The organism is Erwinia sp. 9145 (assembly GCF_000745075.1).
Lineage (GTDB): Bacteria > Pseudomonadota > Gammaproteobacteria > Enterobacterales > Enterobacteriaceae > Erwinia > Erwinia oleae.
This window is the reverse complement of sequence record NZ_JQNE01000001.1, coordinates 1,828,772-1,842,649: the sequence shown is the minus strand read 5'-3', so window position 1 is coordinate 1,842,649 and position 13,878 is coordinate 1,828,772. Positions and strand designations below refer to the sequence as shown.

15 protein-coding genes are annotated in these 13,878 nt (G+C 51.1%); 7 read left to right on the top strand and 8 right to left on the bottom strand.

The window, feature by feature from the left end; all coding sequences use genetic code 11:
• Positions 1–17 precede the first annotated feature (17 nt).
• Positions 18–629 carry a class I SAM-dependent methyltransferase gene (locus FA91_RS09050; protein ID WP_034914819.1) on the top strand — a complete coding sequence of 204 codons (612 nt, stop codon included), beginning with the start codon at positions 18–20 and terminating at the stop codon, positions 627–629.
• A gap of 264 nt (positions 630–893) precedes the next feature.
• On the opposite strand, the gene FA91_RS09045 is transcribed toward FA91_RS09050, so the two are convergent.
• A complete protein-coding gene (locus tag FA91_RS09045) occupies positions 894–2,129 on the bottom strand; it encodes an MFS transporter (protein WP_034914817.1) in 1,236 nt (411 codons plus the stop codon).
• A gap of 62 nt (positions 2,130–2,191) precedes the next feature.
• Positions 2,192–3,145 (bottom strand): sugar phosphate isomerase/epimerase family protein, encoded by a 954-nt coding sequence (locus tag FA91_RS09040; RefSeq protein WP_034914814.1) that lies wholly within the window; start codon positions 3,143–3,145, stop codon positions 2,192–2,194.
• 321 nt (positions 3,146–3,466) lie between these two features.
• Between FA91_RS09040 and FA91_RS09035 the strand changes: the two genes are divergently transcribed.
• From FA91_RS09035 to FA91_RS09020, 4 genes are all read left to right on the top strand, one after another.
• On the top strand, positions 3,467–4,348 hold the full coding sequence (locus FA91_RS09035; protein WP_034914812.1) for an SIS domain-containing protein: 882 nt from the start codon (positions 3,467–3,469) through the stop codon (positions 4,346–4,348).
• An 11-nt stretch (positions 4,349–4,359) separates the two neighbouring features.
• Positions 4,360–5,292 carry a ribokinase gene (locus FA91_RS09030; RefSeq protein ID WP_034914810.1) on the top strand — a complete coding sequence of 311 codons (933 nt, stop codon included), beginning with the start codon at positions 4,360–4,362 and terminating at the stop codon, positions 5,290–5,292.
• Between the two features lie 221 nt (positions 5,293–5,513).
• Positions 5,514–5,822, top strand: a complete 309-nt coding sequence (locus FA91_RS09025) for a hypothetical protein (protein WP_034914808.1) — start codon at positions 5,514–5,516, stop codon at positions 5,820–5,822.
• 128 nt (positions 5,823–5,950) lie between these two features.
• Entirely contained in the window at positions 5,951–7,264 is a 1,314-nt protein-coding gene (locus FA91_RS09020) for a glycoside hydrolase family 10 protein (protein ID WP_034914806.1), read from the top strand.
• A gap of 3 nt (positions 7,265–7,267) precedes the next feature.
• Here the strand turns inward: FA91_RS09020 and FA91_RS20090 are convergent, their stop codons facing one another.
• Positions 7,268–8,893 carry an FAD-dependent monooxygenase gene (locus tag FA91_RS20090; protein WP_051937113.1) on the bottom strand — a complete coding sequence of 542 codons (1,626 nt, stop codon included), beginning with the start codon at positions 8,891–8,893 and terminating at the stop codon, positions 7,268–7,270.
• Between the two features lie 66 nt (positions 8,894–8,959).
• Positions 8,960–9,352: a NirD/YgiW/YdeI family stress tolerance protein gene (locus FA91_RS09010; RefSeq protein ID WP_034914803.1), complete on the bottom strand. Its 393-nt coding sequence runs from the start codon at positions 9,350–9,352 to the stop codon at positions 8,960–8,962.
• Positions 9,353–9,562: 210 nt separating this feature from the next.
• Here FA91_RS09010 and FA91_RS09005 point away from each other — a divergent pair, with 210 nt between their 5' ends.
• Positions 9,563–9,964 carry a hypothetical protein gene (locus FA91_RS09005; protein ID WP_034914799.1) on the top strand — a complete coding sequence of 134 codons (402 nt, stop codon included), beginning with the start codon at positions 9,563–9,565 and terminating at the stop codon, positions 9,962–9,964.
• 40 nt (positions 9,965–10,004) lie between these two features.
• On the opposite strand, the gene FA91_RS09000 is transcribed toward FA91_RS09005, so the two are convergent.
• Together FA91_RS09000 and FA91_RS08995 are read right to left on the bottom strand one after the other, a co-directional pair.
• Positions 10,005–11,312 (bottom strand): ATP-binding protein, encoded by a 1,308-nt coding sequence (locus FA91_RS09000; protein ID WP_034914795.1) that lies wholly within the window; start codon positions 11,310–11,312, stop codon positions 10,005–10,007.
• On the bottom strand, positions 11,309–12,031 hold the full coding sequence (locus tag FA91_RS08995) for a response regulator (RefSeq protein ID WP_034914793.1): 723 nt from the start codon (positions 12,029–12,031) through the stop codon (positions 11,309–11,311). The genes FA91_RS09000 and FA91_RS08995 overlap by 4 nt, the downstream gene beginning before the upstream one ends.
• 172 nt (positions 12,032–12,203) lie before the next feature.
• Between FA91_RS08995 and FA91_RS08990 the strand changes: the two genes are divergently transcribed.
• The gene (locus tag FA91_RS08990; RefSeq protein ID WP_034914791.1) at positions 12,204–12,980 is read left to right on the top strand and encodes a MipA/OmpV family protein; all 777 of its coding nucleotides are present in this window, start codon (positions 12,204–12,206) and stop codon (positions 12,978–12,980) included.
• 13 nt (positions 12,981–12,993) lie between these two features.
• Here FA91_RS08990 and FA91_RS08985 read toward each other — a convergent pair whose 3' ends face one another.
• Both FA91_RS08985 and ycgZ read right to left on the bottom strand, forming a co-directional pair.
• Positions 12,994–13,293, bottom strand: a complete 300-nt coding sequence (locus FA91_RS08985) for a hypothetical protein (protein WP_034914787.1) — start codon at positions 13,291–13,293, stop codon at positions 12,994–12,996.
• A 32-nt stretch (positions 13,294–13,325) separates the two neighbouring features.
• Positions 13,326–13,577, bottom strand: a complete 252-nt coding sequence (ycgZ, locus tag FA91_RS08980; protein ID WP_034914785.1) for a regulatory protein YcgZ — start codon at positions 13,575–13,577, stop codon at positions 13,326–13,328.
• Between the last annotated feature and the right edge of the window lie 301 nt (positions 13,578–13,878).

Below are 13,878 nucleotides of genomic sequence, written 5' to 3'. Positions count from 1 at the left end.
GCTAAAAGAGAGAGCTGATGTCCAATCCGCTGGCAAAAAATATCATTGGAATTTATCAACGGCATGCCAAAGCATTTGGGGATCAGCGTTTAACCCATCTTTTTGAGCAGCCCTGGCTCGACAGCTTTCTGAACCTGCTGCCCGCAGGCGGGCGGATACTTGATATCGGCTGCGGCAACGGCGTGCCGGTTGCGGAGTATTTTATCCGACAGGGATTTCAGGTTACAGGTGTTGATAGCTCACAGGCGATGATTGATGCCTGCCAACAACGTTTTCCCCGGCACCACTGGTTGCAAGCCGATATGCGGGCGCTGGCGCTGACGGAAAAATTCGATGGGCTGATCGCATGGGACAGTTTTTTTCATCTGACGCGTGAAGATCAGCGTGAAATGTTTACGCGCTTCCGTCAGCACGCGGCAAGCAAAGCGGCATTAATGTTTACCAGCGGCCCAGGTAACGGCGAAGCCATTGGCACATTTGAAGGTGAAGCGCTTTATCATGCCAGTCTGGCTGCGGCAGAGTATGAACAGCTTTTGCATGAGCATGGCTTTCACGTTGTAAAAATGGTGGCCGGGGATGCTGAATGTCTTGGTCATACTGTCTGGCTGGCACAACGCGATGGATCGTAACGGTTCATCAGCGTGAAACGGTTAATGCCAGCATGCTACGTGATTTCGCGAATGGGTGAATGACGGACAAGCAAGAACTGGTCTGGGATACGCACGGAGGGCAATTTTTCAATCTCCGCCATGTCGGTGCACATAATGTATATTATGTTAAATTGACTGTAATGGTTCATCTATGTCCGGATCGCCTCCCCATTACAACAAATTAAAGCCTGTAAAAAACCCAGTGCATCGACTGGGTTTTCAGAAACAACACGTCATTACCTGTCAGGCAGTTTTGTCCTTCATTTCTATCTGTTCACCAAGTTCTTCCGGGGTTTTGAGGAATGGCGTGAGCACACCACTCAACAAATACAGTCCTGCATAAATTCCCAGCACGCCTCCTGCCCCAAGCGACGTGTAGAACAAGGCGGTTATCGCCGGTGCGATAAATGCCCCCAGACCTGCGCCAAGATTTAATACCGACATTGCAGCGCCCTTACTGTCGGGTGCCAGCATTGGGAAAAGCGCAGATAAAGGAACATATCCGGCCATGGTAATGCCGCATAAACACAGTACGAACGCCATTACATAGAAATTATGGCCCAGCACCTGCGGTACCGCCCATACCAGAATCAGCACTACTGCATACGCAAAGCCACCCACCCACATGATCGTTGTTCGCCAGCCGAATTTGTCGCCAAAGAAGCCGAAGAACAGATTCGCGAAAATAGCCACCAGGAATACTGCTGACCACATATGCAGCCACTCGGTTTTACTGTAGCCGAAACTTATCAGGTACAGCGGCAGAAACGTGGCCAAACCGTATTGGGCGATCCCATTTACCGATTTTACCACCAGTCCGATAGCAATCACCGGCCTCTGTAATATGGTTATGCCTTTGATTAACTCAGCCGCGCTGAAAGGATGTATTTCGGATGCAGGCACCACATCACGGTTCACCCAGATCCCCAGCACTGAGCCAACGATGACAAACACCATCCCTAACCACAGCACATGAATTTCTCCCAACACCGGTAAGGCCAGAGATGAGAAGAATGGACCAATAACACTTAAACCTAATGAGAAGGTGAACCAGAACCAGCCCACTGCGGTAGATCGTCTCGCCACGGGTGTGCTGTAGTTAATCCATACCAGAAATGAGTAGGCAAACAAGGGATAGCCGATGCCCCGAATAGCATAAAAAGGCACCATCCACGCCATGTGCATGGTCTTAAGCCCGACGGCGATAAAACCAATACTGCCAATGACAAAGGTGATCAAGCCATAGACCATCACTTTGCGCGGGCCAAGCGTCTGCACTAACACGCCTGTCACCCAGGCTGCCAGCGTGACGGTGACACCATATGCCGTGATCAGATACGAGGCCTGAGCTACTGACAGCCCCTTCTCAACCAGCCAGATGGATATCCACGCCTGTTCAACGCCATCGCCGATCATAAAAATAGCCAGGCCGATATAGCCCCACAGCAAGTTTTTAGGCAAACCTATTTTATCAAACATAGTTTCCCCCAGTGACTGGCACTGATTGGTTGTAAATACGAGGTAAGATTTAAGTTATTTAATTATTTTGCGAGCATTTTCATCATCATGCCCTGCACTTTTAATGCATCCTGACTTTTGATCAGCTGATCGATTTCTTCGATGCTAAGGCGATCAATAAAGTCAGACAGTGCTTTGTACATGTGGATGTTCTGAGCGCATTCGGCAACCGGATCTTCACGACTTGGGAATGTATCGAAATAAATCAGACCGTTGAAATTTACGCGTTTCGCATAATAGATATATTCCAGGGTTTGCATAAGATGCACTGAACCAAGCATCAGACCGTCATCAAAATGCCCATAACCATCATTCAGATGGAAGCCAACCAGGCGATTTCTGCGCGCCGACTGAAACAGCGAAAATGCCGGATTCTCTTTCTTCATTATCATATGACAGAAATCGAGAGTAATACCCAGATTGTCAGAACCAACATCCTCAATCAGCATCAGGGTTGATGAGACATCACCAATAAATGAGAAAGTCCGGGGTTCATATGGCTTATATTCAAAGCTGAACTGCATATCAGGATGCGCCTTTGTTACGATCTGTAACGCGCTAACCAGCCATTCATAGGCGCGGAAGTAGTCCTGCTGGAACGGATAATCATAGCCATCGTAGCCAAACCACAGTGTAACCGTATTGCCGCCGAGATATTTGCAGACCTCTGCGGCTTCGAGGGTAATCTCAATGGCCTTCTCGCGCAGTGCGGCGTCAGGATTGGTGAACTCACCGTCAATAAAATCCTTGTTATAACGCAGAGCAATGCCACCCACCTGCAAATTGTTATCCGCGATCGTTTTTTTAATCAGCTCTTTGCTTTGACCGATAAAATGCTCCGGGTAATTCAGTTCAATATGTGTCAAACCTTTAACAGTACCCATACGGGTAATAAGGTCACACGTGTCCATATTGTTCTTCGCCTCAAACAACTCGGATCGAGAACGGAATGAATTAATGCGAGAGGAAAATTTCATTTTTAGATACCTTAAAGGATGATTTCCCGATCGTTATAAGTGACTTTATTACCAGCGTAAAGAGAGAATATAAAATACTACCGCTAATAAAATTAACGGTGTGTTTTTCGTGGTGAAATTTTACTGGCAGTAAAATGCATGTAAATCATCACGTTAAAATAGTTATTTACTGGTAGTAAAATAAAACCCTCGCAATCAATTGTTTTATTTTACTGAGAGTAAAACCCATCAGTAAAACGATTTACAGCATGTGATCTACTTAACACTTTTTACCTGTGCGCCATGTTAGCGTAAAGGTAAAGTGTTTAATGAGTGCGCGAAATGCATAACAGACTTAAGGGAAGTGAAATATTCCTGCTGGCCAGAACTCTGGCTCCTGAGCTGGGAAAGAAAGAACGCTCAATTGCCCGTTTCATTGACGATAATCCGCAGTCATTATCAAAAATGCGTATCACTGATATTGCGAATTATCTTAATGTCAGCGTGTCCAGCATCACTAAAGTTTCGAAAAAACTTGGTTTCACTGGTTTTCACGATCTTAAAGTTAATATCGCGCAGCAGGTTACCCGTCAGGAAGACGTTGTGGATATTCCGGTAATTCCTGAGTCAGAACAATACGTTGAACAGGTTCTTGAGAGCACGTTTCTAAACTCGGTGCTTGCACTTCAGGAATCACTGAGTGTAATTAACGCAAAGGTGATTAAAGCGGTCGCCTATTTGTTTATTGATAAACCGAAAACTGCACAAATATTTATCGCCGGTTGCGGTGGTTCAGGTTCAATCTGTGATGACTTCAATCACAAGCTGTTGAAGATTGGCATATTCTCTTCAGTATTTAGTGATAGCCACAAGCAATTAATGACCGCCTCATTAATGCAACCTGGCGATATATTACTGGCGATTTCGCATTCAGGCCAGACTACCGATATTATCCAAATGGTTAAAGCTGCTAATGACAATGGTGCGGAAACTATCTGCCTGACCAACTATCCGAATAGCCCATTAAGCCTGATTGCCAAACATTCAATTATTTCATCGGTAAAGAACAATCCCATTACCGGTGAAAATGCCACCACGCGTATTGTGCATCTGAATATTCTGGATGCCATTTTTACCATTATTGCCAGCAAGACCAGTGAAAAAAGCCAGACAAGTTTACACAATACCAGAAATGCGGTTGTGTCCAAGCGCACCGCCAATTAAGGGCTTAAATGATGAAACATAATGTTGTTGTTATTGGCAGTCTTAACTATGACATTCTTGTCCAGCAGGATCGTCTACCGGAAATTGGGGAGACATTTACCGGCAACGAATTGATGCTGATGCCGGGTGGAAAAGGTGCTAATCAGGCAGTTCAGTGCGCCAAGCTGGGTTTGAATGTCAACATGGTTGGATGCGTTGGAAATGATATTTATGGCGCAGAACTGATTAAATCACTTAACGAAAACGGTGTTTCAGTTGACAAGATTTCCCAACGCGGAAAAACCTCAGGTATTGGCATCGTTCAGATCCTGGAATCCGGTGATTATTGCAGTACCATAATCAAAGGCGCAAACTATCTGATCGCTGAGGACGATATTAATGCTGATTTATTCATCGATCGGCCATTGGTTATCCTGCAATCTGAAATACCCGATCGCCTGGTTGAACGCGCTATTACCCTGGCGCGCCAACATGATTGCAAAATTTTATTGAACAACGCCCCTGCCCGCGATATTTCTGCGCAGGCTCTCAGTCAGGTCGATTTTCTGGTCGTCAATGAGACGGAAGCGAGCTTTATGAGTGCAGGGCCGGTAACGTCGGTCAGAGAGGCGTTAACCTGCGCGGAAAGCCTGCATCAGCGGGTGAAGGATCGGGTGATTATTACGCTGGGAGAAAAAGGCGCAGTGCTATCCGGCGATGAGGGTGCGCGGCACTTTCCGGCCGTATTCTGCCCGGATGTTGTTGATACAACCGGTGCCGGAGACTCATTCATTGGCGGGCTTGCATATTGTCTGGTCAACAGACTTCCGCTGGAAGAAGGTATTCCTTTCGCTGCTGAAATCAGTTCATGTTCAATTCAGAAATACGGCGGTCAAAGCTCTTTCCCGATGCTGCCTGATGTTGCACATGCTCTTACGCAAAATCATCAGCGACTGTTCGGCTGAAAACGGCCAAAAAGCCTGATTGTAGCCAGCAAGAGTTTATCGCCAGAGGGCTAAAGCTTAGCACTCTGGTTTTGCTTAATCACGGCGGCTTATTGACATTTGCACAGTGCAATCAGGCTTTAAAATACAGAACGCTTCTGGTGTTACATGAATTGGAACGATGACTTACCGTTCCGCAGCTATACTCAGTAAACTCCCCCTTTGATGAAGCGTTATAACTTATGCTTTGGTTGGAAACTGGTCTGTATCTGAGAATCGAAGAGCTTGCTAATGGTCCGCGGCCGCTCCCTCTGGCAAGTGGCTTCAGTTCAGGCACGGCATATCGTGCGCTGGGATGCTTTAATCCCTCTGAAACCTCCGACGCCTATTACATCCTGTCAAACGATCGCGACGAAATATGGTTCATCTGCAACCGCCATTTGCGCACGGTATCGCTTGAGCCGGAAAGCAAGCTGTTCCGGCTTCCCCTGCCAAAAACGACTGTGCCGGAAAACCTGCTGAAAGCGTTGCCAGCGTCAGATCTTACCTGAACGCTGATGCGATAATCTGGCTCACAACACGTTGACATTACTGCGAATAGTAAGACAATGCTTTTCATCGCAATGATAAGAAACAACCGGAGCCTGTTATCCCTTTTTCCCGGCACGACCCTTCGATCATGCCTTTCAAACGGCCTGGCGCGCTGATTTTCAGCGCGCTTCTGCTTGCCGGTTGCGCCACGGAACCGCCGAAATCGTTAGTGACGCCCTTTCCTCCCGTAGCGGAACATCCAACTGCGGCCCAACTTCCTCAGCCGCAGCAACCTGTGCGAGGCGTCTGGCTGGCGACGGTGTCACGTCTCGACTGGCCGCCTGTCAGCTCGATCACCGCGCGCAGCGCCTCCGCGCGTATCAGCCAGCAGCAGCAGGCGCTGATACAAAAGCTGGATAAATTGCAGAGTCTGAACGTCAATACTCTCTTTTTTCAGGTTAAACCCGACGGCACGGCGCTCTGGTCATCAAAAATCTTGCCGTGGTCAGATATGCTGACCGGCCGGGTTGGTGACAATCCCGGTTACGATCCGCTTCAGTTTGTGCTGGATGAAGCCCACAAGCGCGGCATTAAAGTTCATGCGTGGTTTAATCCCTATCGCGTCACCGTTAATACGAAAACGTCAACGGTGTCAGAACTGAATCAAACGCTGTCATTGCATCCCGCCAGCGTATTTTTGCTGCATCGTGACTGGGTGCGCACCGCCGGCGAACGTTATGTTCTCGATCCGGGCATTCCGGAGGTACGTGACTGGATAACCAGCATTGTGGCCGAAGTGGTTACGCAATATCCCGTTGATGGCGTACAGTTTGATGATTATTTTTATGCCGAGACGCCGGGTTCTCCGCTCAACGACAGCGAAACCTTCAGGAAATATGGCCAGGGATTTGCTTCAAAAGCGGACTGGCGACGCCATAATACTCAGCAGCTTATTGAACAGGTTTCACGCACTATTAAACAGATAAAACCTGCCGTCGGCTTTGGCGTCAGTCCTGCGGGCGTGTGGCGCAACCGCTCGCACGATCCGGCCGGATCCGATACCCGTGGTGCGGCCGCCTATGATGAATCCTATGCCGACACCCGCCGCTGGGTACAGCAAGGGTTGCTGGATTATATTGCTCCGCAGATTTACTGGCCGTTCTCGCGCCAGGCCGCCCGCTACGATGAATTAACCCGATGGTGGGCCGACGTGGTGAAGCCCACCCATACCCGTCTGTATATCGGCGTGGCGTTGTACAAAGTGGGAATGCCCTCAACGGTTGAGCCAGAGTGGACAATAAGCAGCGGCGTGCCGGAACTGAAAAAACAGCTCGATTTAAACGACTCTTTGCCGGAGGTCGACGGCACTATTCTGTTCAGGGAAGACTATCTCAATCAGCCACAAGTGCAGGAGGCGGTTAACCTGCTCAAAGCGCGCTGGAACGGCGCGGGCAGTCGCTGAGGCTCAGGCAGGCGCCGCAAAAAAACGTGTAAGCCAGGCATCTGCCGCCGTAAGATTATCGTCATTGCTGCGCCAGGCGATAAAACCATCAGGCCGGATCAATAACACCGCCTGAGAGCTGTCATCTTGCAAACCGTACTGAGTAAAGACATCGTTGCACGTAGGGCTTATCACCGCTGCGTGACTGCCTGTGGTCATCGGCGCGAGCAGCAGCGTCTGCGACAGCGATGCTCTGACGGAGGAAAGCCGTTTTAGATATGACTCCGCGTGTTGCGGCTCAAGCGGTTTGCGTGAAAGCAGCATAAGAGTGAAACGGTAACCTGCCAGCAGATCGAACAGATCCTGATGTCGGGTTATCTGCGCGTCAGGCGCGCGATCGCCGGGCTGGGCCGGTGAATCACTCTCGCTGATATCAGAAATGTAGCTGCCCCGGGCATAGCGGATATCAAGCTGACCAAATTTTCGAAACGCCCTCTCCTGCACGCTATGCAGGCGCGACGCCGGGCCAATCAGCAGCGGTGCAATACGGTCGCGGAAGCTGGCCCGCCAGCCTTTTTGTCCGGCGGCAAGATGAAAAATCTTATCGGTAAATGCCAGCGTTTCGCGCGCGACGGGCAGTCTTTCATACTCATAGCTGTCCAGCAGCGGCGCCGCGGCGTGGTGATGCAGAACGTTTTTGATTTTCCATACCAGATTTGCCGCATCCTGTAGACCGGTATTCATTCCCTGGCCGCCTGCCGGAGAGTGAATATGCGCGGCGTCACCCGCGACAAATATGTGTCCCGAACGATAACGATCGACGATGCGGTGATGGGTGCTGAACTTTGTCAGCCAGCGCGCATTGCTGAGCTTCACCGGGACCTGCGCGGCCTCACTGAATGCCTGTTGCAATGTTTCAAGGCGCAGCTGTTCCGCATCGTTGTCCGATCCACCGTTCATGTCGGTCGTCATGACGCGCGACAGACCGTTGCCGCCCAGCGGCAAAAAAAGTCCGATGCGTTCGCCATGCATAAAGATACGAAACCGCTCGTGATCCCACTGCCAGTCAACATGCACGTCGCCGAGCAAAAAATTTTGCGGATATTTTTCGCCGTCGAAACCGAGACCGAGCAAATGCCGGACGGTACTGTGACCACCGTCTGCGCCAATGATATAATTCGCCTCAATGGTTTTCTGTTCGGAGGCACTGACTACGTCGGCTTCGGCGCCGTTTGCCAGCATACGTAGCGCGACCAGTTCTGCGCCCCGTTGCACGTGAATACCGCGCGACTGAAGTCTGTCCAGCATGATGGCTTCAGTTCTGGACTGCGGGATCATCAGAATAAATCGAAAAGGCGTGTCGACAGACGTGCAGTGCGCATAGTCCAGCCCGCCCTGATGGCGACCAGAGATGAAAAAGTCAATATTGCGCGTGATTGCCCCCTGCGCCAGCACCGTTTCACTCATTCCCAGTGAGGCAAACAGCTCAAGCGAGCGCGCCGACATCACTGCTGCGCGCGACTCCTGCGAGGCGGAGATCGACTTGTCGATGATTTTCACGTGAATGCCGCACTGTTCGAGCAGGCAGGCCGCCATCAGTCCGGTTGGGCCGGCGCCAACGACCAGCACTTCACATTTTTCATTCTGCATCCGATCTCCTCTGTTCCGGACGTTGCGGCGCACAAAAAAAGCCCCTTATGGGGCTGTATCGGAAGCTTACGGCTCGTCCAGCCGCTGAACGTCAACATGTCTGGTCTTGCCCTGTCCTTTTACATAGCCGCTGATGCGGAGAAGATCGTCCGCGCCCCGCTCTTTACCTTTCCATGCTGCCTGCGGAATAATCACCTCTATCACGCCGGATTTATCACGAAAATCGTAACGATCTTTGCCGGTCTTTTTAATGATATTGCCTTCCAGCGTTACCCAGGCGCCATCACGAAGCGAACGAACATCGCTGCTTTTGCCTTCATTCGTATCTTCAGAACCTTTATAACCGGCATCCTGTTTATGCGGCGGCGGCGGCGCGTCTCCACCTTTAAATCCGCCTTTCTCTGCCATTGCATTGCAGCTCATTACCAGAATGGCGGCGAGTGTCAGCATCTTTTTCATCTTATCTCCTTATTGCAGGCTGTGCCGTTTTCGACATATTTCCTAAAGCATGGCACAGAGTGGCAAAGTTGACAGGAAAGGCGAATAAAATGACGGCATTGCGGAAAATTTTAACAAATTAAGATGAACCCTAACGCTTCCCCGCTGTATATACCCAGGCAGAAACGTTAAAATAGGCTGTTCTATATCCTTCGAGGAAAATGAGGTCTTATGATGTTCCGTTTTACTCTGGCGGCGGCCGTTGCCGCTATGGCGCTGACCGGCTGTGCTAAGCATCCGGCAGCGGAAGCAGAGACGTCTCAGGCGTTTACATCCGGCCCCGCCCAGGTCAGTGTCTCGCACATTTCCAGCCGGGCTGACGATGGTTCATCCGTCTTCCTCACGGTCGATGGCAACGATGCGGGCATGCTGGCTCGCGGCGAAAGCAAAGAGTTGCGAATGGCGCCCGGTAAACATAAAGTTGGCGGCTATGTGCGCACTCTGTTTGGGTTTGGTCAGGTCACCATTCAGCCGGTGGAGATCACCACCGAAGCCGGTCAGGTGAAGCGCGTCGCCTACTCCGTACAGAAAGATAAACCAAGCTTTGCTGAAGAACCTACTACCGCAGGCTGATCCCTTTTGATAGCGCCGCCGTTGTGCGCTGGCGCTATTTTCACCGCATCCTCAGCGTAAAAACCACCTCAAGGCCACCGCGTTCGCGATTGCTGATCCGCAGTTCACCCTGATGCTGCGCAACAATGCGCTCGGCAATCGCTAACCCCAGCCCGGCACCGCTGAGCTGCATATTGCGCCTGCCGCGATTAAAAGGCTGAGTAATTTCATGCAGCTCATCGGCAGGAATGCCAGGCCCGCGATCGCTGATGGCAATCCATGCATAGCCCTGATGATGCCAGCTGGCAACTTCCAGCTCTTTTACGCCATATTTCGCCGCGTTTTGCATAAGGTTCATGCACAATCGCAGAATACTGGTTCGCCGCCATGAGAAATCCGGCAGCGGCTCCAGTCGCAAATCAAAAAATATTCCCAGCCCGGCGTAATCCTGTGCCAGCGCGCTTAACAGCAGGTTAAGATCGCCCTTTTCCATCGGCTCATGGCTTTCACCACGCGCATATTCGATAAATTGTTGCAGGATGCCATCGATATCATCGAAGTAGCGTTGATAATCTTCTTCCGCTGCCTCGCGCCCGGGCGTCATGGCGATAGCCAGACGCAGCTTGGTTAACGGCGTGCGAATATCGTGTGAAATACCGGCCAGCAATACCGCGCGCTTCTCCTCCAGGTCGGACAGTCCCTGTAACATCTGATTAAAGGTCATGCTGACCTCAACGATTTCCCGCGGGCCGCTCAGTGCTAATGGTGCCGGTTTATCGCCCCGGCCCAGCGCGCGTGCAGCACGCACCAGCCGCGTTAACGGCCGGGTAAAGTGACGATGGGTAAACCAGGCCACCGCCAGTGCAACGATGGAAAGCAGCAGCGACAGCAACAGTGCGATGCCCCAGCCGGTGATGCTTTCGGCCTGGATATTGGGCAGCGTGATCCACCAGGCTTCACCGGCGATGTGGATACGAAACCAGAAGCGTCGTGCCGGAGAAGGCTCCCAGCGCACGTCCATATCGTCAGGCAGACGAACGCGCAACTGCTGCACGAAGCGTTGCAGGTCAAAACCGCGAACAAAGCCGCGCAGGCCGTCGGAATCCGGTTCTTCCAGACCGGGCGGCGGCGCGCTCTGTGCATTGAGCTGCCTGACGTAACGCGGTCTGTCCTGCGGCGGAACGGAACGCAGGATGGTATTCAGCATCTGCGCCTGCGCGGCAAGAAGGTGAGCGGCGTCATTAACGCGAGGCCGCTGCACATAGTGAAGGAAAACCAGCGTTGAGAGCAGTTGCGTAATTAACACCAGCAGGATCAACAGCAACCCGTAACGGCTTTTTAATGAGTTCGGCCAGCGGAGGTGCCTCATTCCGCCTGCCCCGAAAGCATATAACCAGAGCCCCAGACGGTTTTAATCCATCTTGGCGCAGCGGGATCTTTCTCAAGGATCTTACGCAACCTCAGCACCTGAACATCAACGCTGCGGTCATGGGCGTTGTAGTCGCGACCCCGCGCACGCGCCATCAGATTTTCACGGCTGACCGGCCTGTTCAGCGTTCCCGCCAGCGCAAGAAGAAGCTGCATTTCGGCACTGTTCAGCACCACCCGTTCACCCTGTTGATACAGTTCCCGCTGATCAAGATCCAGCGTAAAGGGACCAAAGACAACCCGTGACGGCAGATGCGGCACCGCGCCGCTGTCCAGCTGTTGACGTCGAAAGATTGCACGAATGCGCGCGACCAGTTCCTGCGGTAAAAAAGGCTTGGCCAGATAATCATCGGCCCCGGTTTCCAGACCGATAACGCGGTCAATCGGATCGCCGCGCGCCGTCAGCATCAGTATCGGGATCATCTGGCCTTCACGACGCAGGCGACGACACACCGTCAGGCCATCCTCCGGTTTCATCATGATATCAAGGATCAGTAAATCGTAGCGCTCACGTTGCAGGTAATGGTTAAGTCGCCCGCTCTCGGCCACCGCGCGCACCTGGAATCCCTGCGCCTGCAAATAACGCGTCAACATCAGCCGCAGTTCGTTTTCATCATCAAGAATGACAATTCGGGGCTTTTTAACGCTTTGCAGGTTCATCACGCCTCTCTGAACAGGGGGAGGTAAAAGATCTATTTTACGTGCTCATCCACAGCAACGGTAACGGGAAAAATGTCACGACATGTCATGACACCCGGTGAAATAAATCAGTCATGGATTTTGCTTTTTATAATAATAAGATAGCCGCAACATTCATTGTCGGGAGAAGGTTATGAACGCGTCAGGTAATCTGCATTTTATTCACCGGTCGGGTCTGCTTATTTACATGACGATGGCCGCTGCTTTCATGAATAGCGCACGGGCAGAAGAATATAATGCCTCAGTGGGGCTGGGCGCGGCATGGGTACCGTACTATAGCGGCGCAGATAAATATCATATTTCTCCGGTGCCGCAGGCGCAATTATTTAATGGCAGGCTGCGTTTGCAGGGAGACGAATTAAGCGTGGTACTGCCGTTGACTGACGACGTCAGTATCGGGCCGATTGTTGGCTACAGCAGCGGGCGCGATTCGTCGGACGTTTCGGCGCTTAACGGGCTGGAAGACATTGATTCGACCGTGCTTTACGGCGCTTTTTTACGCTGGCAGCCAGGTCGTTTTAATGCCACGTTAAAATATCTTGCCGCCGGCGACAGCGATCAGGGTGCCAGCGCAACGCTCTCCGTGGGCTATGATATATACCGCGATGAGCAACAAAAATTAACGCTGGGCGTTTCCGGTATGTGGAACAGCAGCGATTATATGCAAAGCTGGTATGGCATCACGCCGCAGCAGAGCGCCAGCAGTGAACGACACTATTCGGTTTACACGCCCTCTTCCGGCTTCTCTAAAATAACCCCTGGCCTGAGCTGGCAATATCAACTGTCGCCGCACTGGCGTGTAAACAGCGCGCTGGGCTGGGGAATTCTTATTAACGATGCGAAAGAGAGTCCGCTGGCGGAAAAAAGCAGTAACGCGATGGGCATGGTCGGGTTGAATTACCAGTTTTAATAAAACGCGCGGGTCAGTGCTTGTTGCGGCCTGAAGGTTTGCGATTGTCTGTATCAAAACGAATAACATTATCTTCCGCGGCCGGCAGGTTGCGCATCAGACGCTGCGTGGCGGACGAGGTTTCGGTTTTTTTTATAACTGCTATCGCATCAAGACAGGCAGTATAACGGGCGCTGTCCTGCTCACTCGCCGCCATCCCTTGCAGCCTCTCGAGCAGCGTTGCAGCGTTGAGATTCTTTTGCTGTTTAATTACCGACAGCACCGCTTCTCCCAGCAGTATATCGGTCAGCTTGTCACTGTCACTTCTGTTCATACCTGTTCTCAGAATCGGTAGACGGGTAATCCTTACTGGTCACGTCCAAATAATATGCCAATCAGTTCGTGGTGATGCTTTTCCATTTCCGCACTGGAAGAGTGTTCAAGGCGCATCAGCAGTTTAGAACAGATGGCTTTGCGGTTAACGGGTTTTCCCGACTTGATAATTTCCATTACGATTTGCCCCAGCGTGTCCTGATGGGAAGGAATAGCCTGATCAACCATGCTGAAGTACCGTGCTATTTCATGTTCTGTTTTAGGTTTAAACTCGTCCTGCCGCATTTTCAAATCCTCTTTAGCGTTAGCGCAAGTCCTGTTAATTTTAATGAAGCGTAAGTTATACAAAAATTAAAAATCTGTATAGATTTAAAAGAGACAAAACCGGCGATTTTTTTAGCAAAAAGTGCGGTCCGCAGCCCGGTTCTCCTGATACTTTTTTAATTGCTCTCTCTCGCGCTGCCATCAGGCTTTTTAGGGTACGACACAAGGCGTTATCCTCTCTTATTTAGCGCCTAAAAAACAACCATAGCGTCGGGTGACTTGGTGACGAGGCGTGACAAATGTCACATCTCTGCCAGGCTTA

Bases quoted from the DNA above. Each gene is read 5' to 3' on its own strand.
- FA91_RS09050 (WP_034914819.1), top strand. From the start codon at position 18: ATGTCCAATCCGCTGGCAAAAAATATCATTGGAATTTATCAACGGCAT.
- FA91_RS09045 (WP_034914817.1), bottom strand. From the start codon at position 2,129: ATGTTTGATAAAATAGGTTTGCCTAAAAACTTGCTGTGGGGCTATATC.
- FA91_RS09040 (WP_034914814.1), bottom strand. From the start codon at position 3,145: ATGAAATTTTCCTCTCGCATTAATTCATTCCGTTCTCGATCCGAGTTG.
- FA91_RS09035 (WP_034914812.1), top strand. From the start codon at position 3,467: ATGCATAACAGACTTAAGGGAAGTGAAATATTCCTGCTGGCCAGAACT.
- FA91_RS09030 (WP_034914810.1), top strand. From the start codon at position 4,360: ATGAAACATAATGTTGTTGTTATTGGCAGTCTTAACTATGACATTCTT.
- FA91_RS09025 (WP_034914808.1), top strand. From the start codon at position 5,514: ATGCTTTGGTTGGAAACTGGTCTGTATCTGAGAATCGAAGAGCTTGCT.
- FA91_RS09020 (WP_034914806.1), top strand. From the start codon at position 5,951: ATGCCTTTCAAACGGCCTGGCGCGCTGATTTTCAGCGCGCTTCTGCTT.
- FA91_RS20090 (WP_051937113.1), bottom strand. From the start codon at position 8,893: ATGCAGAATGAAAAATGTGAAGTGCTGGTCGTTGGCGCCGGCCCAACC.
- FA91_RS09010 (WP_034914803.1), bottom strand. From the start codon at position 9,352: ATGAAAAAGATGCTGACACTCGCCGCCATTCTGGTAATGAGCTGCAAT.
- FA91_RS09005 (WP_034914799.1), top strand. From the start codon at position 9,563: ATGATGTTCCGTTTTACTCTGGCGGCGGCCGTTGCCGCTATGGCGCTG.
- FA91_RS09000 (WP_034914795.1), bottom strand. From the start codon at position 11,312: ATGAGGCACCTCCGCTGGCCGAACTCATTAAAAAGCCGTTACGGGTTG.
- FA91_RS08995 (WP_034914793.1), bottom strand. From the start codon at position 12,031: ATGAACCTGCAAAGCGTTAAAAAGCCCCGAATTGTCATTCTTGATGAT.
- FA91_RS08990 (WP_034914791.1), top strand. From the start codon at position 12,204: ATGAACGCGTCAGGTAATCTGCATTTTATTCACCGGTCGGGTCTGCTT.
- FA91_RS08985 (WP_034914787.1), bottom strand. From the start codon at position 13,293: ATGAACAGAAGTGACAGTGACAAGCTGACCGATATACTGCTGGGAGAA.
- ycgZ (WP_034914785.1), bottom strand. From the start codon at position 13,577: ATGCGGCAGGACGAGTTTAAACCTAAAACAGAACATGAAATAGCACGG.